Origin of the sequence: Paraburkholderia sp. GAS199, from assembly GCF_050436585.1 — a bacterium.
Lineage (GTDB): Bacteria > Pseudomonadota > Gammaproteobacteria > Burkholderiales > Burkholderiaceae > Paraburkholderia.
The window spans coordinates 653528-676127 of the sequence record NZ_JBNDMM010000002.1; the positions used below are offsets into that span (position 1 = coordinate 653528).

At 63.0% G+C, this 22600-nt stretch carries 24 protein-coding genes; 5 read left to right on the forward strand and 19 right to left on the reverse strand.

Annotated features, from left to right (window positions below; genetic code table 11):
• Window positions 1-94: 94 nt before the first annotated feature.
• The 7 genes from P3T18_RS08990 to P3T18_RS09020 form a co-directional block, all read right to left on the reverse strand.
• Entirely contained in the window at window positions 95-304 is a 210-nt protein-coding gene (locus tag P3T18_RS08990) for a DUF2970 domain-containing protein (protein ID WP_429299563.1), read from the reverse strand.
• A gap of 35 nt (window positions 305-339) precedes the next feature.
• The gene (locus P3T18_RS08995; RefSeq protein ID WP_429299564.1) at window positions 340-954 is read right to left on the reverse strand and encodes a cytochrome c oxidase assembly protein; all 615 of its coding nucleotides are present in this window, start codon (window positions 952-954) and stop codon (window positions 340-342) included.
• Between the two features lie 42 nt (window positions 955-996).
• On the reverse strand, window positions 997-1131 hold the full coding sequence (locus tag P3T18_RS09000; RefSeq protein ID WP_429299565.1) for a cytochrome oxidase small assembly protein: 135 nt from the start codon (window positions 1129-1131) through the stop codon (window positions 997-999).
• 114 nt (window positions 1132-1245) lie between these two features.
• Window positions 1246-2859, reverse strand: a complete 1614-nt coding sequence (gene ctaD, locus P3T18_RS09005) for a cytochrome c oxidase subunit I (protein WP_429299566.1) — start codon at window positions 2857-2859, stop codon at window positions 1246-1248.
• Window positions 2860-2903: 44 nt separating this feature from the next.
• Window positions 2904-4547: a cytochrome c oxidase subunit II gene (gene coxB / locus P3T18_RS09010; RefSeq protein WP_429299567.1), complete on the reverse strand. Its 1644-nt coding sequence runs from the start codon at window positions 4545-4547 to the stop codon at window positions 2904-2906.
• A 66-nt stretch (window positions 4548-4613) separates the two neighbouring features.
• Window positions 4614-5087, reverse strand: coding sequence for a DUF2244 domain-containing protein (locus P3T18_RS09015; protein ID WP_429299568.1), 474 nt, complete (start codon window positions 5085-5087; stop codon window positions 4614-4616).
• 307 nt (window positions 5088-5394) lie between these two features.
• Window positions 5395-6360: a methyltransferase domain-containing protein gene (locus P3T18_RS09020; RefSeq protein WP_429299569.1), complete on the reverse strand. Its 966-nt coding sequence runs from the start codon at window positions 6358-6360 to the stop codon at window positions 5395-5397.
• 84 nt (window positions 6361-6444) lie between these two features.
• On the opposite strand from P3T18_RS09020, the gene P3T18_RS09025 reads away from it, so the two are divergent.
• Both P3T18_RS09025 and trmL read left to right on the forward strand, forming a co-directional pair.
• On the forward strand, window positions 6445-7230 hold the full coding sequence (locus P3T18_RS09025) for a phosphoribosyltransferase family protein (RefSeq protein ID WP_429299570.1): 786 nt from the start codon (window positions 6445-6447) through the stop codon (window positions 7228-7230).
• 18 nt (window positions 7231-7248) lie between these two features.
• Entirely contained in the window at window positions 7249-7719 is a 471-nt protein-coding gene (gene trmL, locus P3T18_RS09030) for a tRNA (uridine(34)/cytosine(34)/5-carboxymethylaminomethyluridine(34)-2'-O)-methyltransferase TrmL (RefSeq protein ID WP_429299571.1), read from the forward strand.
• On the opposite strand, the gene P3T18_RS09035 is transcribed toward trmL, so the two are convergent.
• From P3T18_RS09035 to P3T18_RS09055, 5 genes are all read right to left on the reverse strand, one after another.
• Window positions 7692-8240 (reverse strand): O-acetyl-ADP-ribose deacetylase, encoded by a 549-nt coding sequence (locus P3T18_RS09035; RefSeq protein ID WP_429299572.1) that lies wholly within the window; start codon window positions 8238-8240, stop codon window positions 7692-7694. The genes trmL and P3T18_RS09035 overlap by 28 nt on opposite strands.
• Window positions 8241-8356: 116 nt before the next feature.
• Window positions 8357-9355 carry an NAD(P)H-dependent glycerol-3-phosphate dehydrogenase gene (locus P3T18_RS09040; RefSeq protein ID WP_429299573.1) on the reverse strand — a complete coding sequence of 333 codons (999 nt, stop codon included), beginning with the start codon at window positions 9353-9355 and terminating at the stop codon, window positions 8357-8359.
• A gap of 22 nt (window positions 9356-9377) precedes the next feature.
• Window positions 9378-9848: a protein-export chaperone SecB gene (gene secB / locus P3T18_RS09045; protein ID WP_054035743.1), complete on the reverse strand. Its 471-nt coding sequence runs from the start codon at window positions 9846-9848 to the stop codon at window positions 9378-9380.
• A gap of 152 nt (window positions 9849-10000) precedes the next feature.
• Window positions 10001-10264 carry a glutaredoxin 3 gene (gene grxC / locus P3T18_RS09050; protein WP_429299574.1) on the reverse strand — a complete coding sequence of 88 codons (264 nt, stop codon included), beginning with the start codon at window positions 10262-10264 and terminating at the stop codon, window positions 10001-10003.
• Window positions 10261-10686, reverse strand: a complete 426-nt coding sequence (locus P3T18_RS09055; RefSeq protein WP_429299575.1) for a rhodanese-like domain-containing protein — start codon at window positions 10684-10686, stop codon at window positions 10261-10263. The genes grxC and P3T18_RS09055 overlap by 4 nt, the downstream gene beginning before the upstream one ends.
• A gap of 137 nt (window positions 10687-10823) precedes the next feature.
• Here P3T18_RS09055 and gpmA point away from each other — a divergent pair, with 137 nt between their 5' ends.
• The 3 genes from gpmA to P3T18_RS09070 all read left to right on the forward strand — a co-directional run bounded on the left by gpmA (window position 10824) and on the right by P3T18_RS09070 (window position 14428).
• Window positions 10824-11570: a 2,3-diphosphoglycerate-dependent phosphoglycerate mutase gene (gene gpmA / locus P3T18_RS09060; RefSeq protein ID WP_429299576.1), complete on the forward strand. Its 747-nt coding sequence runs from the start codon at window positions 10824-10826 to the stop codon at window positions 11568-11570.
• Between the two features lie 335 nt (window positions 11571-11905).
• Window positions 11906-13483, forward strand: a complete 1578-nt coding sequence (locus P3T18_RS09065) for a S41 family peptidase (RefSeq protein ID WP_429299577.1) — start codon at window positions 11906-11908, stop codon at window positions 13481-13483.
• Between the two features lie 186 nt (window positions 13484-13669).
• Complete coding sequence (locus tag P3T18_RS09070) at window positions 13670-14428, forward strand: HesA/MoeB/ThiF family protein (protein ID WP_429299578.1); 759 nt, start codon at window positions 13670-13672, stop codon at window positions 14426-14428.
• A 108-nt stretch (window positions 14429-14536) separates the two neighbouring features.
• Here P3T18_RS09070 and ptsP read toward each other — a convergent pair whose 3' ends face one another.
• From ptsP to P3T18_RS09105, 7 genes are all read right to left on the reverse strand, one after another.
• A complete protein-coding gene (ptsP, locus tag P3T18_RS09075; protein WP_429299579.1) occupies window positions 14537-16285 on the reverse strand; it encodes a phosphoenolpyruvate--protein phosphotransferase in 1749 nt (582 codons plus the stop codon).
• Window positions 16286-16530: 245 nt separating this feature from the next.
• Entirely contained in the window at window positions 16531-16800 is a 270-nt protein-coding gene (locus tag P3T18_RS09080) for an HPr family phosphocarrier protein (protein WP_007179472.1), read from the reverse strand.
• Between the two features lie 43 nt (window positions 16801-16843).
• Window positions 16844-17371 carry a PTS sugar transporter subunit IIA gene (locus P3T18_RS09085; protein ID WP_429299580.1) on the reverse strand — a complete coding sequence of 176 codons (528 nt, stop codon included), beginning with the start codon at window positions 17369-17371 and terminating at the stop codon, window positions 16844-16846.
• Between the two features lie 329 nt (window positions 17372-17700).
• A complete protein-coding gene (gene gshB / locus P3T18_RS09090) occupies window positions 17701-18657 on the reverse strand; it encodes a glutathione synthase (RefSeq protein WP_429299581.1) in 957 nt (318 codons plus the stop codon).
• A gap of 101 nt (window positions 18658-18758) precedes the next feature.
• Complete coding sequence (gene gshA / locus P3T18_RS09095; RefSeq protein WP_179735804.1) at window positions 18759-20048, reverse strand: glutamate--cysteine ligase; 1290 nt, start codon at window positions 20046-20048, stop codon at window positions 18759-18761.
• Between the two features lie 239 nt (window positions 20049-20287).
• On the reverse strand, window positions 20288-21796 hold the full coding sequence (locus P3T18_RS09100) for an ammonium transporter (protein WP_429299582.1): 1509 nt from the start codon (window positions 21794-21796) through the stop codon (window positions 20288-20290).
• A 42-nt stretch (window positions 21797-21838) separates the two neighbouring features.
• A complete protein-coding gene (locus tag P3T18_RS09105) occupies window positions 21839-22177 on the reverse strand; it encodes a P-II family nitrogen regulator (protein WP_006048089.1) in 339 nt (112 codons plus the stop codon).
• Window positions 22178-22600: the final 423 nt, after the last annotated feature.

Below are 22600 nucleotides of genomic sequence, written 5' to 3' on the forward strand. Positions count from 1 at the left end.
CAGTTGTCCCGGAATCTCCGGCTGTATCCTCGGCGGCGCGTCGATACCGCACCGCTTCACTCTAATTCATGGGCGCTGTTTCGCGCCTGCCTGCTCAGCCTACGACCATGCGTACGATCAGAATCAGCACGACGATGAAAATCGCCGCACCGATCAGCGCCGCTGCGATCACATGCAGCGGGTTCAACTGCGCCGCGTCGGCTTCCAGATCGCGGCGTTTGCGCACCCCGAAAAACGACCAGAACACAGCCCGCATCGACTGACCAAAACTGCTTTTGCGCGGGCTGCCGCCGTTATCGCTCATCTCGTCTTCTCGCTCTTCACCCGCGGCGCTGGCCGTCAGGCGGGGTTCGCGGCGGTCGCCGCCGTACCGGCCGTGGGCGCTGCGCTGCCCGCCGTTGCCGCGGCGGGCGTATTCAATTCGAAGAATGTGTAGGACAAGGTAATCGTCTTCACGTCCTTCGGCAGCTTGGGATCGACCACGAACACGACCGGCAAGCGCTTGACCTGATTCGCCGTCAAAGTTTGCTGCGTAAAGCAAAAACACTCGATCTTCTTGAAGTACTCGGTGGCCTGCTTCGGCGCGTAGCTCGGAATGGCTTGCGCCTGAATTGTGCGCGCCTGTTCGTTGCTGACCTCGTACATCACCGTCGTCACTTCACCCGGATGCACGTCAAGACTACGTTGCTCCGGCTTGAAACCCAGCGGGCCGCGCGCGTTCGCATCGAGTTCGATGGAAATCGTGCGGCTCATGTCGACCTGCGTATTCTTCGCCTCGCGCACCGTTGCATCACGCTGCACGAGGTTGTTGATGCCGGTGATCTGGCAGATTGCGCGGTACATCGGCACCAGTGCGAAACCGAAGCCGAACATCATCAACGCGACGACGAACAGCTTGATCAGCATCGAACGGTTAAAAGCGCGGTCGGCCTGAGCCGGCGGTTGCGTCGACATCTCGATCCTCAACAAACCTTCACGGGGCCGAAAACCTCCGCGTCAGGAAAACCACTTCTGATGAATGATGACGCTCGCAAAAAAGGCCGCGGCGATGACAAACATCACGATACCGATCCGCCGGTTGCCCGCGCGGATCTGCTCGGGCGTACGTCTTTCTTGAGGATTGCGCGTCATGCTCGACTGTCTGAATGCCTTTCGTGACCACGGATGCCGCCACGACTTCCGCGCCCGCCGGACCCGATGACGCCCAACCGCGCCGCCGGATCCTGCTTGCGCACCGAACGCCTTTTACTCGACGGTCGGCGGATGTTCGAACGTGTGGAACGGAGCCGGGCTCGGCACGGTCCATTCGAGGCCCGTTGCGCCGTCCCACGGCTTGTCGTCGGCCTTTTCGAGTTCGCCGCCGCCACGGTAGGCCGGCAGCGCAACCGCGAACAGGAAGTAGACCTGCGCAAGACCGAAGCCGAACGCGCCGATCGAGATGACCTGGTTCCAGTCCGTGAACTGCGCCGGGTAATCGGCGTAACGACGCGGCATGCCGGCGAGGCCAACGAAGTGCATCGGCAGGAACGCGAGGTTGAAGAAGAACAGTGAGGCCCAGAAGTGGATCTTGCCGCGCGTCTCGTTGTACATCCAGCCCGTCCACTTCGGCGCCCAGTAGTACCAGCCCGAGAACAGCGCGAAGAGCGAGCCCGCCACCAGCACGTAGTGGAAGTGCGCGACCACGAAATAGGTGCCGTGATACTGGATGTCGAGCGGAGCCATTGCCAGCATGAGACCCGACAGGCCGCCGAACGTGAACACGATCAGGAAGCCCACCGCAAACAGCATCGGCGTTTCGAAGGAGAGCGAACCGCGCCACATCGTCGCGACCCAGTTGAACACCTTCACACCGGTCGGCACGGCAATCAGCATCGTGGCGTACATGAAGAACAGCTGACCCGTCACCGGCATGCCGGTAGCGAACATGTGGTGCGCCCACACCATGAACGACAGGATCGCGATCGACGACGTTGCGTACACCATCGAGCTATAACCGAACAGCGGCTTGCGCGAGAACGCCGGGATCACCTGCGACACGATCCCGAACGCCGGCAAGATCATGATGTACACCTCGGGGTGCCCGAAGAACCAGAAAATATGCTGGTACATCACCGGGTCGCCGCCGCCGGCCGCGTTGAAGAACGACGTGCCGAAGTGGCGATCGAACAGCACCATGGTGATCGCACCTGCCAGCACCGGCATCACGGCAATCAGCAGGTACGCGGTGATGAGCCACGTCCACACGAACATCGGCATCTTCATCAGCGTGAGGCCGGGTGCGCGCATGTTCAGGATCGTCACGACGATATTGATACCGCCCATGATCGACGAAGCACCCATCAAGTGGACTGCGAAGATCGCGAAGTCCATGCCCGGGCCCATTTGCGTGGACAGCGGCGCGTACAGCGTCCAGCCCGCGGCGGTGGCACCGCCCGGCGAGAAGAACGAACCGACGAGCAGCACGGCGGCCACCGGCAGCAGCCAGAAGCTGAAGTTGTTCATTCGCGCGAACGCCATGTCCGACGCGCCGATCTGCAACGGAATCATCCAGTTCGCGAAGCCGACGAAGGCCGGCATGATCGCGCCGAACACCATGATGAGGCCGTGCATGGTGGTCAACTGGTTGAAGAACTCGGGGCGCATGATCTGCAGACCCGGCTCGAACAGTTCGGCACGGATCATCAGCGCCATCACGCCCCCGGAGAGGAACATGGTGAACGAGAAGATCAGGTACAGCGTACCGATGTCCTTGTGATTGGTTGCGAACAGCCACCGACGCCAGCCGTGCGGCGTCTCGTGGGCATGGTCGCCGTGCACGTGCTCGTGGCCTGCGGTTACATCGTGTCCGATGCTAGACATGACAATCTCCTAATGCGAATACTGCGCTGCTGACCATGAACACGTCAGGCGGCCGGGCTGATCTGAACACGCCGGGCTTCTTTCGCGTCGCTGCCGCCCGTGATCGTTTCCGGCTTCTTTAAAATAATATGGTCTTCGGCAATGCCGGCTGCTTTCAGCGCGTCGCGCACGGCTTCGGCGCGGCTCTTCGCGAGCTTCGCGTTGAGATCGGCAGAACCGGTGGCGTCGGTGAAGCCCGACAGCGTGAATTTTGCGTCGGGGTGAGCCTTCGCGTAGGCGGCCGCTGCGTCTACCGCCGCTTTCGCGTCGGCCGGCAGCGTGCTCTTGCCCGTGTCGAAATAGATGCTGGCCGGGAGTGCAGCCGCGTTGGCCGCCGCGCTGTCGGAGGCCGCCGCTTCGGCACTCGAAGCACCGGCAGCGCCCGAAGCCGCCGCCGCGCCCGATGCCGCGGCTTCCGCGCCGCTCGCCGCTGCGCCCGCGTCGGCCAGATGGTTGCCGCCTTCCGGCAGCTTGCCGTTACGCGCATCCAGCACCTGCTTCGGCTGGAGAATGTCGCCCGTGTGGTTGCCCCACGAGTTGCGTTCGTACGTGATGACCGAGGCGATTTCCACGTCGTTCAGCGTGGGCGCCCAGGACGGCATCGCGTTCTTGCCCTTCAGCACGATGCTGACGTGCTCCGCGATCGGGCCGTTGGCGATCTTGCTGCCGTCGAGCGCCGGGAATGCGCCCGCGCCCTTGCCGGTCGGCTGGTGGCAGACCGCGCAGTTCGCCGTGTAGACCTTGCCGCCGCGCTCCATGAGTTCGGCCATGGTGTAGGTCTTGTTCGGGTCGTCCTGGCCGGCGGCCATTTTCTTCTTCTGCGTGTCGACCCACTTCGCATAGTCGTCCGCCGACAGCACTTCGACCACGACCGGCATGAACGCGTGTTCCTTGCCGCAGAGTTCGGTACAGAAGCCGCGGAACGTGCCGACCTTGTCAGCCTTGAACCACGTGTCGCGCACGAAGCCCGGAATCGCGTCCTGCTTCACGCCGAAAGCCGGCACGTACCAGGAGTGGACCACGTCGTTCGCGGTGGTGATGATGCGGATTTTCTTGTCGACCGGGACGACCAGCGGATTGTCGACTTCCTGCAGATACGTGGTGGAAATCGGCTGGCGGCCATCGGTTTCCGCACGCGGCGTAGCCAGCGTGGAGAGGAAGTTGATGCCTTCGCCGGGACCCTTGACGTAGTCGTAGCCCCACTTCCACTGGTAGCCGGTGACCTTGATGGTGACGTCGGCGTTGGTGGTGTCTTTCATCGCGACGACGGTCTTGGTGGCCGGCAGCGCCATCAGCACGACGATGACGAACGGCACGATCGTCCAGATGATTTCGACGGTGGTGCTTTCGTGGAAATTGGAAGCCTTGTGTCCTTTCGATTTGCGGTGCGCGAAGATCGAATAGAACATCACTGCGAACACGCCGATGAAGATCACCGTGCACAGGATCAGCATGAACGTGTGGAGGCTGTAGAGCTCCTCAGCGATTTTCGTCGCAGGCGGCTGGAGATTGATCTCGTTGACGGCAGGGCCGCCCGGAACATCGCCCACTGCCAGGGCCGCACCGGCGAAAAGCAGTCCGCTCGTCGCCAGCAGACCCATGAGGGCTCGCTTGATTGTTTTCATAGCTTCCTTACCCAAAATTTCCATTCAAACCCTCGACCCCGCCGGAAGGCTGTCTCCCGCTCCCCGTGAACGCCGTGCGTCTCGACACATCTAACAGCGTGTGAGCCACATGCGCAATTCGCCTGCGAACTGCGCGCGCCGATACTGCGCGAGATGTTGCCCAATCATGATCGTCTCGCCGCGTGAAACCAGTTTGATCTGGTCGCGAGGCGTTGCACCTGGCTCGATCCGCACCCAGCGCGGATTGAATTCGAACTGCGTGAGCCGCTCGGCGCTGACCTGCTCGATCACGAGCCTGTTAGGGAAAAGCCGGATCCGCTCGTAATCCACAGCATGACGCGCATATATGGCAAACGCGATGCCCACCGCCAGCAATTCGATACCGGTGAACGGCAACACCAGCCAGGCGCCGACCAGAACCAGCATGAATGCAATTGCCAGCGAGAACAACGCAAGCGATACATAGAAACATACGAACTGCCGCGGCGATATGGAACAGTTGCGTTTCATCGTCCAGTCTTTCAGAACCGGTTCTGAATCCGCCAGCAGATCTGAAGCTTCCATCGCTGCCTCCCGCCCTTCGCCGCCTGCGACCATTGCGTGCGACCGCTGTTTCCGGCCTCGCGCCTGCGGTTGCCCGAAGGCTTCCGCGTCACTCATGATGCAGCCCTCGTGCCTCGGGCCCGCCGCCTCGAATGTGGGAACTCCGGGCGACAAACTGACGCATTATAGGCGCGATCCATGGCATCCACAAGCAAGGCTCCATCGGGCCCAAACCCCGGCCGGACAAGCCTCCGCGCCGTTTTGCCGCAGCTTTTGAAGCTGTTTTGAAGCGGTAATTTCAGACATAACAGATGCCCTCTTTACCACCTCAACGATTCCGCTTCGAACCTCGTCCGATGTCCTCGATCCGCACGATTCCATGACCGTCGGCGGTCGTGCGCGGTACGGCCTTCCAGGCGTGCCCGTAGATCACCTCGAAGGTCAGCGCGATCGTTCCGTCGGCCCGCCGGCGAGCTTCGAGCGCCGCCAGCAAAGCCTTGTGCAGACGGCGCGCAGCCGCATTGGGCGCCGCCTCCCGCTCGAACGGATACGCGCCCCAGCGGCGCACGTCCGCGAGCAACGATTCAGGTGACTTGTAGGTGATGGTGAGCGTTTCCTGGTCCATGACCGGAATCTCGAATCCACTCTCGACCAGCATATCTCCAAGATCATGCATGTCGACGAAATCGATTACGTGCTTGCGTGACGCCACGCCGTGTGCGGCCTCGACCTCGGCGTAGGCACCGCGCAATTCCTTGAGCGAATCCGGGCCGAGCGTGCTGAACATCAGCAGGCCGCCCACCTTCAGCACGCGCTGCCACTCAGGGAAAACCTGATCCGGCCGGGAGTGCCAGTGAAGCGCGAGGTTGGACCAGATGAATTCGAAAGCGCCCGCCGTGAACGGCAGCGAAGCGTAGTCGGCCTGCGCGAAACGCGGACCGCGCGAGCCGAGCGCCTTGCCGAGCGTGGCGGGCAGAAAGCGCCGCCAGCTCGTGTCGCCGGCGTCGTGGCGCAAGGCGCGGGTCAGCATGCCGTGCGACAGGTCGGTGCCGAACACCGGCGCCTCGGGAAAGCGCTCGCGCAGCGCCGGCAGGTCTTCGCCCGCGCCACAGCCCGCGTCGAGCACGCTTGCCGGCGTTACCTTGATGTAGTCGAGACGCTCGCGCATGCGCTGCGCGATTTCGCGTGGCAGGAAGGCCACGTCGTCGAAGGTCGCTGCACGGCGGTCGAAAATCCGCCTGAGGCGCCGGGAATCATAGGCCGGACGGCCAGATTGAGCGGGAGTTGGGGACATGAGTGTCGTACTGGCGAAGAGCTCGAAGTATACTCGCTCGCCTCTTCTCATTCAGCGCAAACGGCCTTGGCGGGCGGTCGAATCATGCCAATCCGAACATTTTCGTCGTTTTCCGGTTCGTCGCTCGCTCGGTTTGCGCGCAGCGTGCATTCGGCGTGGCCTCGCGTGATGCAAGTCGCATTGCCCAATCTCTGCGCGTTATGTGGCAATTTGTCGCAGAACACGCTCTGCGCCGGCTGCGACGAGGCGTACTGGAACGAAGGCAGCGTGCGTTGCACCGTCTGCGCCGTGCCGCTGTCCACCTCGCGATGGTCGGCTCGCGCGCAGTATCGTTGCGCGGACTGCGTCGACGAGCCGCCGCCTTTCGACGCCACCTTCGCCCTCGCCGACTATCGCCGACCGCTGGATGCATTGGCGCTAGGCCTGAAATTTCGCGCTCGCCTCGCGCTGGCGCATGAATTCGCATGGCGCCTTGGCCGTCTCGCCGAAGACTCGATGCATGATGCATCGGATCGGCCGGATGTCATCGCGCCGGTGCCGCTTGCCGGCAAACGCCTGGTCGAACGCGGCTATAACCAGGCGTGGCAGATTGCGAAGCCGCTCGCCCGCGCGCTGCGCGTGCGTAGCGACGCCACGTTGCTGCAACGGATCATCCACACGGCGCCGCAGTCGCGGCTCGACCTCGACGCGCGCCGGCAGAACGTGAGTCACGCCTTTCGCGTGTCGAAGCCGGTGGACGGTCTGCACGTCGGCATCGTCGACGACGTCATGACCACCGGCGCAACGCTCGAAGCGCTGGCCCGCACGCTCAAGACAGCCGGCGCGCGGCGCGTCACCAACTTCGTCGCGCTGCGCACGCCGAAAAACTAGTCCTTACCTGATCCCATCATGTTCAATGTCGTTCTCGTCGAACCCGAAATCCCGCCGAACACCGGCAACGTCATCCGTCTGTGCGCGAATACCGGCGCGCGTCTGCACCTGATCGAGCCGCTCGGTTTCCCGCTCGACGACGCCAAACTGCGCCGCGCCGGCCTCGACTATCACGAGTACGCGCAGATGAACGTGCACGCCGACTGGGACGCGTTCCTCGCTAAAGAGTCGCCCGATCCGGCGCGCATGTTCGCCTTCACCACGCGCGGCTCGGGCCGTTTCCACGAGCACGCGTTCCAGTCGGGTGACTGGTTCGTGTTCGGCGCGGAAACGCGCGGCCTGCCCGACAGCGTGCTCGACCGTTTCGACGGCGAACAGCGCGTGCGTCTGCCGATGCGCCCCGGCAACCGCAGCCTGAATCTGTCGAATACGGTTGCGATCGTGGTATTCGAAGCGTGGCGTCAGACCGGCTTCGAGGGCGGCGCCTGACGGCGTTTCAGTTCGGCCTCGTAGCGCGCGAACATCGCTTCGTCGAAGCAGGCAAACACCACCTTCTCGATGTCCGGCGCGCGCGGCAACGTCGCGAGTACCGTGCCGATCGCAATCTTCACGGCTTCGTCGGCGGGGAAACGGTAGATCCCACAACTGATCGCGGGAAACGCGATGCTGCGGCACTGCGCGGCGCGCGCCACTTCGAGCGAGCGTTGGTAGCAGGACGCGAGCAGATCGGCCTCGCCGCGTGTACCGCCCTGCCAGACCGGCCCGACCGCGTGAATCACGTGTTTCGCCGGCAACTGATAGCCGGCGGTTATTTTGGCATCGCCGGTCGCACAGCCGCCGAGCGCTTCGCATTCGCGCAGCAATGCAGGACCCGCCGCGCGATGAATCGCGCCGTCCACCCCGCCGCCGCCCAGTAGCGACGTGTTCGCGGCGTTGACGATCGCGTCCAGCGCGAGCGTGGTGATGTCGACCACGCGGGCTTCTAGCGTGCAACGATTGAAAGTGAGCATGGGAACCTCGCTGATCCGAAGCGTCGATAAAAACGTGGACAGCGATGGTGAGCAGCCGTTCAGCGCACGACGCGCCAAACGGCCGGAGACAGACGCAAACAGGGTCTCGAGCGACCTTATTCAGCCTTGGAATCGCGCCGCAACAACGCGCTGACGGCGTCGCGCGGCGCCACGCCGTCGAACAGCACGGCGCAGACAGCCTGTGTGATGGGCATGTCGATTGAATGAGCCTGCGCGATCGACAACACTGCGCGGGCGCACCGCACGCCTTCGGCCACATGACCCAGCGCGCCGAGGATGTCGTCGAGCGTGCGGCCCGAGGCGAGTTGCACGCCGACCGTCCGGTTGCGCGACAGATCACCCGTGGCAGTCAGAATCAGATCGCCTAGCCCGGTCAGACCGGTGAACGTTTCCGCCCGGCCGCCGAGCGTAACGCCCAGACGCGACATTTCGGCGAGGCCACGCGTGATGAGCGCCGCGCGGGCATTGAGACCGAGGCCGAGGCCGTCGGCAATGCCCGTGGCGATCGCCAGCACGTTCTTCACCGCGCCGCCCACTTCCACACCGACGATGTCGTCGCCGGTATAGATGCGCATTGCACCGTGGTGAAACGCCGCCACCGTCCGCTCACGGCATGCCGCCGATTCGCTCGCGATGGTCAGCGCGACCGGCAAACCCTGCCCGACTTCACGCGCGAAACTCGGTCCCGACAGCACACCGTTGCTGGTATGGCCGGGCAATTCGGCCGCGACCACCTGATGCGGCAACAACTGCGAATCGGCTTCAAAGCCCTTGCACAACCACACGACATGCGCCGGCACCTTGCCGGCGTCGCGCATGGCCTGGAACAGACCGCGCAGACCCGCCACCGGCGTCGCGACGACGCATAAAGCATCGTCGGCCAAAGCGTGGTCGAGTGCCGCGTTCAGGTCGGCTTCGTAGCGAAGCGCCTCGGGCAAAGCAACGCCCGCCAGATAGCGGGCGTTTTCGCGGGACGCGGAGAGGTCGGCGACGAGCGCGGCTTCGCGCGCCCACAGCACCGTATCGTGCCGCGCGGCCAGATGGCCGGCGAGGGCTGTGCCCCAGGCACCGGCGCCGAGGACGGCAACTTTCATGTCCGGCACCGCTGGCGACGCCTTAGTGCGTGACGCCGTTTTGCGCCGCGCCTTCCTGGCCGCCCATCTGCGCGAGACGTTGCTCGTACAGCGCCTGGAAGTTGATTTCGGCGAGGTGGATCGGCGGGAAGCCTGCGCGGGTGATCGCGTCGGCGATGTTCGAGCGCAGGTACGGGAACAGAATGGTCGGGCAGGCAATGCCGACCAGCGGGTCGATCTGCTCGGCCGGAATGTTGCGAATGTCAAAAATGCCGGCTTGCTTGGCTTCGATCAGGAACGCGACCTTGTCCGACACCTTGGCCGTGACCGTACCCGTGACGAGGATTTCGAACACGGTGTCGGCGAGGCGCTCGGCCTTCACGTCGACTTCCACTTCGACCGACGGCATTTCCTGCTCGAGGAAAATGCCCGGCGAATTCGGCTGCTCGAGCGACATGTCCTTCAGGTAGATGCGCTGGATGTTGAAGAACGGCTGGTTATTCTCGTCGGACATGATTGAGTGATTCCCTGATAGATGTGCGTAGCGGCGGCCCATGAATTCGTGGGTCGCCAGATCGTTGCGGCGTGCCGCTCGCCCAGATGGGGCAAGCGCGCGCCGGCTTTGCGTTTCATCCGCCTGATTCGCGCGCCGGCTGGCGCGCGGCTTCAGGCAGCCTGTTCGAGCAGAGGCATCAGACCGCCCGCGCGATCGAGCGCGGAGAGGTCGTCGTACCCGCCGACGTGCGTCTCGCCGATGAACACCTGCGGCACCGTGCGACGACCGGTCCGGGTCATCATTTCTTCACGACGGGCCGGGTCTTTGTCGATCAGTACTTTTTCAACGTGCTCGACGCCGCGCGACTTTAAAAGACGTTCGGCCATCTGGCAATACGGGCACACCTGCGTGCTGTACATGATCACTTTGTTCACTTGGCTACTCCTTGTTTCACAACCGGCATACCGGCTTTCTGCCAGGCGTCGACACCGCCTTCGAGAACGTGGACTTCCGCATATCCTGCATCCTGCACGATACGCGCTGCCTTGTTCGACTGCTGGCCGGTCTGGCAAACCAGCAGCACCGGGTTGCTCTTGTTCTTCACGAGTTGCGCGACTTTCGCCTGCAGTTCCGCGAATTCAAGGTGCCGTGCCGCGGGCAGATGCCCTTTGGCGAAATCGGCGGACGGACGGAGATCGATGACCGCCGCATTGCGCCGGTTGATCAGTTGCGTGGCTTCAGCGGCCGACAGGCCACCGCGGCCGCGCCGGCTGATCGTCGGCCACAGCAGCAACCCACCGGAGATGAGGACGATTGCGATCAGTACAAGGTTTGTGTAATCAGTGAAAAACTTCACGGAAAATCCGCCGAAAAAGAGAGAAATCGAAAAGGGCAATCCACCCATTATAAAATAACCGTCTGACGCGATGGCGGCGCTCCTCAGAAGGACCCCCGCAGCGCTTTACCGCTTCCTTACTACCGACCGGCAATCTTATGTACAAACTCGTACTCATCCGCCACGGCGAATCGACGTGGAACAAGGAAAACCGCTTCACGGGCTGGGTCGACGTCGACCTGACCGAGCAGGGCAATCGTGAAGCGCAGCAGGCGGGCGTGCTGCTCAAGGACTCGGGCTACACGTTCGACATCGCCTACACCTCGGTGCTCAAGCGCGCGATCCGCACGCTCTGGCACGTGCAGGACAAGATGGACCTGATGTACCTGCCGGTGGTCCATTCGTGGCGCCTGAACGAACGCCACTACGGCGCGCTGTCGGGACTGAACAAGGCGGAAACGGCCGCGAAGTTCGGCGACGAACAGGTGCTGATCTGGCGCCGCAGCTACGACACACCGCCGCCGGCGCTGGAAGCGACCGACGAACGCGCGCCCTACGACGACCCGCGCTATGCCAAGGTGCCGCGCGAACAGTTGCCGCTGACCGAGTGCCTGAAGGATACCGTGGCACGCGTTCTGCCCTTGTGGAACGAGTCGATCGCGCCGGCCATCAAGTCGGGCCGCAAGGTGGTGATCGCCGCGCACGGCAATTCGATCCGTGCCCTCGTCAAATATCTCGACAACATCTCGGACGACGACATCGTCGGTCTGAATATCCCGAACGGCGTGCCGCTCGTCTATGAGCTCGACGCAGAACTGAAGCCCATCAAGCACTACTACCTGGGCGACCAGGAGGCGATCGCCAAGGCGCAAGCCGCAGTCGCCAAGCAAGGCAAGGCGGGCTAAGCGATCCGGATTTTCCGTTCGCGCCGTTTTGCCGACGCGCCGCAAAGATGCGCGGCGCGGCTTTGCAAAGCGGCAAAAGCAGCACCTGCAACGGCAAAGGGCCGCGCGCACCGGCAAGAGATACCGGCGCGCGTGGCCCTTTTGTCATCTGGCCGCCATTCTGCCGTTACCGCAGATTACTTTGCGTGCCGCACTTCGATCTCACGAACCAGGCCCGGCATGTGCTGTCGAATCACGATTGCCAGCCCTCTCCCCTGACTTGCCAAGTGTGCAGTTATACTTGTCCGTCCCCATCTCTTTGACGCTGCCACGCGCTTCCGACCGCAACAGACTCTATGCGAAAGAACCTGAAAAATATCGGCCTGATTGCCGCGGGCCTTGCAACCGGCGTATTTGCCACCCTGCAACTTTCCGCCTCGGCCCAGCAACCCGCCAACTCCAGCACAGCAACCCCGCTGCCGCTAGACCAGCTCAGGCTCTTTGCCGAAGTGTTCGGGCAGATCAAACACGAGTACGTCGAACCGGTCGACGATAAAAAGCTGCTCACCGCCGCCATCAAGGGCATGGTGTCGAGCCTCGACCCGCACTCGTCGTATCTCGACAAAACCGATTACGAAGAACTGCAGGAGCAGACCAAGGGTCGCTTCGCGGGTCTCGGCATCGAAATCTCGTCGGAAGACGGGCTGATCAAGGTCATCTCCCCGATCGAAGACACGCCGGCGTTCCGCGCGGGCATCCGTCCGGGCGACCTCATTACCCGCATCAACGACAAGCCGGTGCGCGGCATGACGCTAGATCAGGCCGTCAAGCAGATGCGCGGCGATCCGGGCACCAAGGTCACGCTCACCATTTTCCGCAAGACCGACGACCGCACGTTCCCGCTCACGGTGACGCGCGCCATCATCAAGGTGCAGTCGGTGAAGATGAAGATTCTGGCGCCGGGCTATGCGTATGTGCGCATCACCAGCTTCCAGGAACGCACCACGCCGGACCTCGCGGCCAGGCTGCAGGACATCGCACGTCAGCAGCCGAACCTGAAGGGTCTCGTGCTCGACCTGCGTAACAACGGCGGCGGTCTGCTGCAAAGCGCGGTCGGTGTGGCCGGCGCGTTCCTGCCGCCGAACTCGGTGGTGGTCTCCACGAACGGCCAGATTCCAGATTCGAAGCAGGTCTACCGCGACACCTACGACAACTACCGTCTGCAATCTTTCGACAGCGATCCGCTGAAAGACGAAGCGCCGATCTTCAAGACCGTGCCGATGGTCGTGCTGACCAACGCCTATTCGGCGTCGGCGTCGGAAATCGTCGCGGGCGCGCTGCAGGATCAACACCGTGCGTTGATCGTCGGGAAGACCACGTTCGGCAAGGGCTCGGTGCAAACCGTTCGTCCGATGACGGCCGACACCGCGCTGCGTCTGACCACGGCGTACTACTACACGCCGAGCGGCCGTTCGATCCAGAACAAGGGTATCCGTCCTGACGTCGCGGTCGATCAATACGCCGAAGGCGATCCGGACGATGCACTCGTCACCCGCGAAGTCGACTACTCGAATCACCTTGCGAACACGCAAGACCCGAACGAGAAGAAGGAAGCGGAACAGCGCGAAGCGGACCGCATGGAACAATTGCGCGTGCTCGAAGAGCAGAACGACAAGAAGACGCCGGAACAGCGTCAGAAGGATCGTGAGCGCAAGCCGGTCGAGTTCGGCTCTGCCGACGACTTCATGCTGCAACAGGCGTTGAACAAGCTGGAAGGCAAGCCTGTGCAGGAATCGAAGTCGCTGAGCGAGCGCCGTCTCGCGCAGAACAAGCCGGCCACGTCGGCCTCCGCGCCGGTGGCAGTCAAGCCGACGCAGCCGGTGCCGGGCGCGTCGTCGCCGGCTCCGGCTTCGGCAGCAGCGCCGGCCAAGTAAGCATCAAGCCGTAGCGCGCCTTCGCAGCCCATCCGGCTGCGAAGGCGCGCCGGATCTTATCTTCGTCATCTGCAATCCCGTCTCTGCGGCGCTTTTCGTGCGCGATTAAAATAAGCCTGACCAGCATGCGCACGGCAGACTCCCGGTCTGCTTCACACTGCGCGACTGAATTCCTCGCGCAACGTTATGAACGACGACCAACTCCTTCGCTATTCCCGCCATATCCTCGTCGACGAAATCGGTATCGAGGCGCAGCAGCGCTTTATCGACGCTCATGCGATTGTCGTGGGCGCGGGCGGTTTGGGTTCGCCGGCTGCGATGTACCTGGCGGCGGCAGGTGTCGGCAAGATCACGCTGGTCGATGCGGATACGGTCGACCTCACCAATTTGCAGCGTCAGATCCTTCACGTCACGGCGTCTGTCGGACGCAAGAAGGTCGAGTCGGGTCGCGACGCCATCGCGCAAATCAATCCCGAAGTCACGGTGAACGCCGTCGCTGAAAGAGTGGACGACGCGTGGCTCGATCGCGAAGTGCCGCACGCCGACGTGGTGCTGGACTGTACGGACAACTTCGCCACGCGCCATGCAATCAACCGCGCCTGCGTGAAACACGGCGTGCCGCTGGTGTCCGGCGCGGCACTGCGCTTCGACGGCCAGATCAGCACCTTCGATTTCCGCGATGCGGCGTCGCCCTGCTACGCCTGCATCTTTCCGGAAGATCAGCCGTTCGAGGAAGTGGCCTGCTCGACCATGGGCGTGTTCGCGCCGACAGTCGGCATCATCGGGTCCATGCAGGCGGCCGAGGCGTTGAAGGTAATCGGCGCGATCGGTACGCCGCTGGTGGGCCGCCTGACCATGCTCGACTCGCTGCGCATGGAATGGAACACCATGCGCATCGCGCGGCAGACGGATTGCCCGGTGTGCGGACAACGTCATCAGACCTGAACCGCAATCCCATCCGAACGACAGAAATAAAAAAACGCCGCACGGGTGAACCACCCGGCGGCGTTTTTTATTTGGAGAAGTGCTCGACAAGCGGCACGACGGCGCGCCTCAAATCAACGACACCCGCTTGAGCGCCGCCTGCACCTCTTCGGGTTCGAACGACGCCAGCACATCCGCCACGGGCTTCTCCAGCGTCTTCAGATGCGAGCGCAAGACTTCCTGCTTGACCACCAGCAGTTGACTCGGATGCATCGAAAACTCGGTAAGACCCATGCCGAGCAACAGACGCGTCAGCGCCGGATCGCCGGCCATTTCTCCGCACACCGACACCGGCACCCCCGCGCGTTTCGCTTCGCGCAAGGTGAAGGCGATCAGGTGCAGCACGGCCGGATGCAGCGGATCGTAGAGATGCGCGACGGCGTTATCGGCGCGGTCGATCGCCAGCGTGTACTGGATCAGGTCGTTGGTGCCGATGGACAGAAAATCGAGCCGCTTCAGGAACAGCGGCAAGGCGATCGCGGCAGCCGGAATTTCGATCATCGCGCCGACCTGCACGTTCGGATCGTAGGCCATGCCGGCGTCGTCGAGTTGCCGTTTGGCTTCGCGGATCAGATCGAGTGTCTGGTCGATTTCCTGCGCGTGCGCGAGCATCGGAATCAGAATCTTCACGGTGCCGAACGCGGACGCGCGCAGGATCGCCCGCAGCTGCGTGAGGAACATCTGCGGCTCGGACAGGCTCCAGCGGATCGCCCGCAGCCCAAGCGCCGGGTTCGCAGCGGTCTCGTAGCCGTCGCCGCCGCCCATCGAATCGAGCGGCTTGTCGGCACCCACGTCGATCGTGCGGATCGTCACCGGCAGGCCGTTCATCAGCTCCACCGCGCGGCGATACGCACCGAACTGCTCATCCTCTTCCGGCAGCCTGTCCTTGTGATTCATGAACAGAAACTCGGTGCGAAAGAGACCGACGCCGGTCGCGCCCGAGTCGAGCGCGGCGCGCGCGTCGTCCGGCAATTCGATGTTCGCGCACAACTCGATGCGCGTGCCGCACAGCGTCTGAGTGGGCGAAAACTTCAGGCGCTGCAATTTGCGCTGCTCGAGCGCCTTCTCGCTCTGACGATACGAATACTCTTCGAGCACGATCGGCGCGGGGTCCACGATCACGATGCCGTGATCGCCGTCGACGATGATCAGGTCGTCCTGACGGATCAGCGCGCTGGCATGCTGCACGCCGACCGCGGCCGGAATGCCGAGACTACGCGCGACGATCGCCGTATGCGACGTGCGGCCGCCGAGATCGGTCACGAAGCCTTGGAACGTCTGCGTCTTGAACTGCATCATGTCGGCGGGCGCGATGTCGTGCGCGACCACGATCATCTCGTCGCACGTGCCATGCACGCCGTCGCCCAGCCCCACGGACGCGCCGGCGAGCGCCTTCAGCACGCGCTCCACCACCTGTTCGATGTCGGCTTTGCGTTCGCGCAGGTATTCGTCTTCGATGTCGTCGAAATGGCGCGACAGGCGTTCGAGCTGCTCGGTCAGCGCCCATTCCACGTTATAGCGGCGCGTGCGGATCAGATCGATGGTTTCCTGGACGAGCATCGCGTCGTTCAGGATCATGGAGTGAACGTTGATGAACGCACCCATCTCGCTCGGCGCGTCGGCGGCGAGATCGGCGCGCAATGCGTCGAGTTCCTGATGCACGTGTTGTTGTGCCGCGCGAAAGCGCTCGACCTCGCTCTCGATTTGCGCGGGTTCGATCAGATAGTGGTCTACGTCAAGTGCAGCCGGGGCGATCAGGTAAGCCCGCCCGATGGCGATACCGCGTGACACGGGAATTCCATGCAGCGTGAAGGACACGCGCACCTCCTCTAGTTGTGTGATGCCGCGGCAAACCGCTGCAGTGCTCTCAGACTCGTGTTGTCATTATAAATTCCGCGCTCTTCGCCGGTACGCCGGGGCTGTGTGCAGCGCAGCACGAAAAACCGTAAGCGCGACGCCATTCGTCGTACGGACGCGCGTCGCATGCGTCGATTGTCATGCGCTAAAAAAAACGCCGCGGACAGCCGCGGCGTTTTGCTTTTCAGGCAACGCGAACGCGCAACTTACTGACCCTCGCCGAATTTATCGGCAATCAGTTTCAGCAATGCGTCCATCGCTTCTTTTTCGTCGGCGCCTTCGGTTTCGATCAGCACCGTGCTGCCGATGCCCGCAGCCAGCATCATCACGCCCATGATGCTCTTGGCATTGATGCGACGGCCATTGCGGCTCATCCAGATTTCTGCCTGGTAGTTGCCCGCGAGTTGCGTCAACTTGGCCGACGCGCGCGCGTGCAGCCCCAGCTTGTTCACAATAGTCGTTTCCTGTTGCAGCATGTGATGGTCCGAAGCGCGGGTAAGTGTGGTGGTGAAAGTAAAACTACAAACCGGTCGAGCCGACTTTCTGCGTCAGGTCGGCGTCGGGCGGCAGTGCCGGCAGACAATCGCCGGGCGCGGCGTCAGGCGGCAACGCCGGCAGACAATCGCTGGAACACGCGGGTGGCGCAACCGGCGCCGGCGTGGCGGGACCGATGGCGTGCACGCCCTTGGTCGCGCCGGCCAGCGCCTTGTCGACCAGCGTATCGAGCGGCGTGGCGCGATAACAAACGGCGCGCACCAGCATCGGCAGATTGACGCCGCACAGCACGCGCACGTCCGGCAGCGAAGCCAGCCGCCCGGCGATATTCGCCGGCGTGGCGCCAAACATGTCGGTGAGCACGAGTGCGCCGTTTTCTTCCTTGAGACGCTCGATCTCGGCGTTCGCAAACGCCACCTGCTGCGCGGGATCGCAATCCGGCGAGACGTCGATCACGCCGATGCGAGCCGGTAAGCCGCCGTAAATGTGCGAAATGCAATCGCGCAACGCCGTGGCGAACGGAGCGTGCGCGATGATCAGAATGCCTGCCATGTCAGCCTTACTGCAAAAATCGGCCTTGATGCGGGAGAACAGAACCCATCCCGTTTCACAAGAGCCCTGGACCGGCCGTGGGTCGCAAGGGCCGGAACGTACCATGCGGGAGGCTACGCGCCGCGCCAGTCGAAACGGCGTCGGTCGTGAGGCCACTCGTTCACAATCCGCGATTCTTGCCGATGGCGCGTGTAAGACGCCAGTAACCCAGCCCGGCGCGGACGAGCGGGCATTGTAGCAGGCCCATTTTCGCGCCAAAGCCACGTTGCCGCTCGCTGCGGATCCCACTCATATCTTGGGGGCCGCAGCCGGCAATCAAGGGCCCGGACTCAGGCCGCCGCGCGCTCCAGCGCGTCGATGAACATTGCGGCCACGTCGAAGCCGGTCTGATCCATGATTTCGCGGAAGCACGTCGGGCTGGTCACGTTGACTTCAGTGAGCCAGTCGCCGATCGCGTCGAGGCCGACCAGCAGCAAGCCGCGCGCGGCGAGCACCGGCGCCAGCGTGTCGGCAATCTTGCGGTCGTGTTCGGTGAGCGGACGCGCCACGCCCAGGCCGCCGGCCGCGAGATTGCCGCGCACCTCATTACCCTGAGGAATACGCGCGAGCGAATACGGCACCGCTTCGCCGCCGATCAGCAGAATGCGCTTGTCGCCGTCTTTGATGTCGGGGATGAACTTTTGCGCCATCACCGAGCGCGCGCCGTCGTGGCTCAGCATTTCGATGATCGAACCGAGATTCATGCCGTCGGCCTTGACGCGGAACACGCCCATGCCGCCCATGCCGTCGAGCGGCTTGAGAATCACGTCGCCATGCTGCTCATGAAAAGCGCGCAGACGAGTGGCGTCGCGCGTGACCAGGGTAGGCGTGACGAATTGCGCGAACTCGCCGATAGCCAGCTTTTCCGAGTGATCGCGAATCGCCTGCGGCTTGTTGAAGATGCGCGCGCCGCCACGTTCGGCCAGTTCCAGCAGCCAGGTGGACGTCACGTATTCCATGTCGAACGGCGGATCCTTGCGCATCAACACCGCGGTGAAGCTCTTGAGCGAGCGCGGCGCGGCGGCGTCGGCCGCGTACCAGGTCTCGCGATGCAGGTCCGTCACGTCGCCGACGATCTCGATGCGCTGCACGTTTGCCTCGACGTCGCCGCCCGTCCACGCCAGATGCTTCGGCTCGCAGGTATGGACCGTGTGGCCGCGGCGTGCGGCCTCGGCCATCATCGAGTACGTCGAGTCTTTGTAGATCTTGAACTGCGTGAGCGGATCGGCGATGAAAAGAATGTCCATGGAGATTCCGTGCGCCCTTGAGGGCCTGGCGTTGATCGTAAATATAGTCGGTGAAGACAGAAATGGCGGCACGCATGCCGCCATTGCCCACCCTGAATGGCTTAGACCTGGATTGCTTCCGGATCGGTTTTTTCCAGTTCGACCGACGCGGCCAGCAGGCCGAGGCGCGCCACCACGCCGTACATATAGAAGCGGTTCGGCGGCGCCGCGCCGGGCTTCGCGTGCGCGTCGGGCAAAGCCGTATGCTCGAAGCCGAGCGGCACGAAGTGCATGCCGGGCGCGTTCAGATTCTGGTCGCGCTCACGGCTGCCGTGCACGCGATAGAAGCCGCCCACCACGTAGCGGTCGATCATGTAGACGACCGGCTCGGCCACTTCTTCGCCGATGCGCTCGAAGGTGTAGACGCCTTCCTGCACGATCACGTCATGCACTTCGAGACCGTCTTTGGTGGCCGCCATCTTGGCGCGCTCGCGCTTGGTGAGCGCGGCCACCTCGGACGCGTCGTGCACGGTCATGACACCCATGCCGTAAGTGCCCGCATCCGATTTGATGACCACATACGGTTTCTCGGAGATGCCGTACTCGCGATACTTCTTGGCAATTTTCTTGAGCACGCCGTCGATCGCGTCCGCGAGCGCTTCCTCGCCCGTGCGTTCCTGGAAATCGACGCCTTCGACGTGCGCGAAATACGGGTTGATCATCCACGGATCGATCTCGACCATCTTTGCGAACTTCTTCGCGACGTCGTCATAGCAGGAGAAATGCGTGGATTTGCGGCGAACCGCCCAGCCTGCATGCAGCGGCGGCAGCAAGTATTGCTCGTGCAGATTTTCGAGCACCGGCGGAATGCCGCCCGACAGATCGTTGTTCAGCAGGATCGAGCACGGGTCGAAATTCTTCAGGCCAAGGCGGCGCTGCGAGCGTTCGAGCGGTTCGAGCACGAGCTTCTGACCGTCCGACAGCGCAATGGTCACCGGCCCGACGATGCTTTCGTCGAGCGTGCCGAATCTCACGTTCAGGCCGGCCTGGCGCATGATCGCGGCGAGGCGGGCGACGTTTTCGAGGTAGAAGGCGTTGCGCGTATGGCGCTCGGGAATCACCAGCAGATTCTTGGCGTCGGGGCAGATTTTTTCGATCGACGCCATGGCGGCTTGCACGGCCAGCGGCAGCACTTCCTGAGGCAGGTTGTTGAACGCGCCGGGAAACAGATTGGTATCGACCGGGGCGAGCTTGAAACCCGCGTTACGCAGGTCGACCGAACAATAGAAAGGCGGCGTGTGCTCCTGCCATTCGAGCCGGAACCAGCGTTCGATGGCGGGCGTGGCGTCGAGGATCTTCCGCTCGAGGTCGAGCAGCGGGCCGTTTAACGCCGTAACTAGGTGCGGAACCATTGATCACTCGCAGACTGGAGAAAAAAGATTGTAGAGCAAATGCTTTGTCCATTTGGGGACGGTTTCTCCATTCGCAAGCGGACGCGAATGCATTCTCGCTATCGCCATGATAGGCGGGTGAAACTACCGTTTCCAGGATGAGCGCAAAGAAAAAAGCCCGCCATGAAGGCGGGCCAAAGTCGCTGCGCTTGATTCTTGATCCGCAAGCCTTGGAACTTGCAGGGGAATCTCCGAATCGCTTATTCCACGTGTTCGCCGTGCAGCGTCACGTCCAGACCTTCGCGTTCCTGTTCTTCCGTGACACGCAGGCCCATCACCATGTCGATGATCTTCAGAAGGATGTAGCTCACCACACCGCTGTAGACCAGCGTCGTCAGCACGCCCTTGGCTTGCAGGATGACGCTGCCGTCCGCGCCGCCGATGTCCTTGACCGCGAACACGCCGGTCAGGAGCGCACCCACGATACCGCCGACGCAGTGCACGCCGAACGCGTCGAGCGAGTCGTCGTAACCGAGCTTGTGCTTGAGCCACGTTGCCGACCAGAAGCAGACCACGCCTGCCACGATGCCGATCACGAGCGAACCTGTCATGCCGACGAAGCCCGAAGCCGGCGTGATCGCCACCAGACCTGCCACGGCACCCGACACGATACCGAGCACCGACGGCTTACCCTTGGCCGCCCATTCGGCGAACATCCATGCGAGTGCTGCTGCTGCCGTTGCGATTTGCGTTGCGAACATCGCGAAGCCGGCACGGCCGTCTGCCGCCACTGCCGAACCCGCGTTGAAGCCGAACCAGCCCACCCACAGCATGGCGCCACCGATCAGCGTGAGCGTCAGGTTGTGCGGAGCCATCACTTCCTTGCCGTAGCCGACACGCTTGCCGAGCACCAGGCAGCAGACCAGACCGGCGATACCGGCGTTGATGTGCACCACCGTGCCGCCCGCGAAGTCGAGGATGCCTGCCGTAGCCAGCCAGCCGGTCGGTTCCCAGACCATGTGCGCGATCGGCGAGTAGACGATGATCGACCACAGCGTCATGAACACGAGCATTGCCGAGAACTTCATGCGGTCAGCAAATGCACCGGTGATGAGCGCCGGCGTGATGATCGCGAACGTCATCTGATAGACGAAGTAGACCGTTTCCGGGATCGTCGGAGCCAGGTGGCTGACGGTCAGCGTCGTGGCCTTGTCGCCCTTGATGTAGTTCATGCCCGTCATGAAGACGCGCGAGAACCCGCCGATGAACGAGCCGCCCGGCGTGAACGCGAGGCTGTAGCCCACGACCGCCCAGATGATCGTCACGAGGCAGGTGATCGCGAAGCTTTGCATCAGCGTCGCGAGCACGTTCTTCTTGCGGACCATGCCGCCGTAGAACAGCGCCAGACCCGGAATCGTCATGAACAGCACGAGTGCGGTGGAGGTCAGCATCCAGGCGGTGTCGCCCGAATTGATCTTTGACGAATCGACCGAGAACGGCGCGGTCGGTGCGGCAGGCGCGGCGTCCGATGCTGCCGGCGCGGCTGCGGCGGCGCTGGCAGCCGGTGCGGCGGACGCATCTGCGGCCGGTGCCGAAGCCGCTGCGGCAGCAGGTGCTGCCGCAGCGTCAGGCGCCGGCGCGCTGGCCGTCGTATCGGAAGCAGCGGCCGAAGCGGCTGCGGGGGCGGAAGCGTCGTCCGCGAGGGCGGCGCCGATACCGCCCGCAAGCAGCGAACCGGCCATCAGCAAGGACATCAATAATTTGCGCATCTTCGTTTCCTCTTATCGCTATCTGTGTCGCTATCTTTTGTATTACAGAGCGTCCGCCCCGGTCTCCCCGGTGCGAATCCGAATCACTTGTTCGATCGGCGTGACGAAAATCTTGCCGTCGCCGATCTTGCCGGTGCGTGCCGCGCGTTCCAGTGCCTCGATCGCCTGGTCGACGATGTCGTCCGAGACAGCTGCCTCGATCTTCACCTTCGGCAGAAAGTCGACGACGTACTCGGCGCCGCGATACAGCTCGGTATGGCCCTTCTGACGGCCGAACCCCTTGACTTCCGTCACCGTGATCCCGGAGACGCCGATGGCCGACAAGGCTTCGCGCGCCTCATCGAGCTTGAACGGCTTGATGATTGCGGTAATGAGTTTCATGAAATCCCTCGCTTAGTTGCGTAACCCGTTGCGTAACCCGTTTGCGTAACCCGTAACCCGTTGCGTAACTCTCGTTGCGTACCCGTAACCCGTTCGCGTGGTCTCGTTTCGCTGCCGGTAAAAACGTGCCGGCAGAGCGCGCGGGGCAGTAACAGCAACTCGCATGCCATGTTGTGTCAGACTTCGTCCACGGCCTGCTGCGTAACGGGCGCAAGCCGCCCTGGCCGGATGGCCAACGTTGACGGGGCGCGCTGGCGCGCCATCTGGATCGTTGCTAGAGTGTTTGCAGGGTCTGAAGCCGCGCACGCGCACCAAAGGGGCTCACGCGGCGGCGGCGGGTCGAGAGGCATGCACCAAGGCGGCCCATTCGCCGTAACAAAGCACAGGCGTAACGAAACATGCACATTTTTTGTGCACCAAGGG

Excerpts from the sequence above, each read along its gene's own strand:
- P3T18_RS08990 (WP_429299563.1), bottom strand. The coding sequence starts at position 304 with ATGAGCGATAACGGCGGCAGCCCGCGCAAAAGCAGTTTTGGTCAGTCG.
- P3T18_RS08995 (WP_429299564.1), bottom strand. The coding sequence starts at position 954 with ATGTCGACGCAACCGCCGGCTCAGGCCGACCGCGCTTTTAACCGTTCG.
- P3T18_RS09000 (WP_429299565.1), bottom strand. The coding sequence starts at position 1,131 with ATGACGCGCAATCCTCAAGAAAGACGTACGCCCGAGCAGATCCGCGCG.
- ctaD (WP_429299566.1), bottom strand. The coding sequence starts at position 2,859 with ATGTCTAGCATCGGACACGATGTAACCGCAGGCCACGAGCACGTGCAC.
- coxB (WP_429299567.1), bottom strand. The coding sequence starts at position 4,547 with ATGGAAATTTTGGGTAAGGAAGCTATGAAAACAATCAAGCGAGCCCTC.
- P3T18_RS09015 (WP_429299568.1), bottom strand. The coding sequence starts at position 5,087 with ATGGAAGCTTCAGATCTGCTGGCGGATTCAGAACCGGTTCTGAAAGAC.
- P3T18_RS09020 (WP_429299569.1), bottom strand. The coding sequence starts at position 6,360 with ATGTCCCCAACTCCCGCTCAATCTGGCCGTCCGGCCTATGATTCCCGG.
- P3T18_RS09025 (WP_429299570.1), top strand. The coding sequence starts at position 6,445 with ATGCCAATCCGAACATTTTCGTCGTTTTCCGGTTCGTCGCTCGCTCGG.
- trmL (WP_429299571.1), top strand. The coding sequence starts at position 7,249 with ATGTTCAATGTCGTTCTCGTCGAACCCGAAATCCCGCCGAACACCGGC.
- P3T18_RS09035 (WP_429299572.1), bottom strand. The coding sequence starts at position 8,240 with ATGCTCACTTTCAATCGTTGCACGCTAGAAGCCCGCGTGGTCGACATC.
- P3T18_RS09040 (WP_429299573.1), bottom strand. The coding sequence starts at position 9,355 with ATGAAAGTTGCCGTCCTCGGCGCCGGTGCCTGGGGCACAGCCCTCGCC.
- secB (WP_054035743.1), bottom strand. The coding sequence starts at position 9,848 with ATGTCCGACGAGAATAACCAGCCGTTCTTCAACATCCAGCGCATCTAC.
- gpmA (WP_429299576.1), top strand. The coding sequence starts at position 10,824 with ATGTACAAACTCGTACTCATCCGCCACGGCGAATCGACGTGGAACAAG.
- P3T18_RS09065 (WP_429299577.1), top strand. The coding sequence starts at position 11,906 with ATGCGAAAGAACCTGAAAAATATCGGCCTGATTGCCGCGGGCCTTGCA.
- P3T18_RS09070 (WP_429299578.1), top strand. The coding sequence starts at position 13,670 with ATGAACGACGACCAACTCCTTCGCTATTCCCGCCATATCCTCGTCGAC.
- P3T18_RS09080 (WP_007179472.1), bottom strand. The coding sequence starts at position 16,800 with ATGCTGCAACAGGAAACGACTATTGTGAACAAGCTGGGGCTGCACGCG.
- P3T18_RS09085 (WP_429299580.1), bottom strand. The coding sequence starts at position 17,371 with ATGGCAGGCATTCTGATCATCGCGCACGCTCCGTTCGCCACGGCGTTG.
- gshB (WP_429299581.1), bottom strand. The coding sequence starts at position 18,657 with ATGGACATTCTTTTCATCGCCGATCCGCTCACGCAGTTCAAGATCTAC.
- gshA (WP_179735804.1), bottom strand. The coding sequence starts at position 20,048 with ATGGTTCCGCACCTAGTTACGGCGTTAAACGGCCCGCTGCTCGACCTC.
- P3T18_RS09100 (WP_429299582.1), bottom strand. The coding sequence starts at position 21,796 with ATGCGCAAATTATTGATGTCCTTGCTGATGGCCGGTTCGCTGCTTGCG.
- P3T18_RS09105 (WP_006048089.1), bottom strand. The coding sequence starts at position 22,177 with ATGAAACTCATTACCGCAATCATCAAGCCGTTCAAGCTCGATGAGGCG.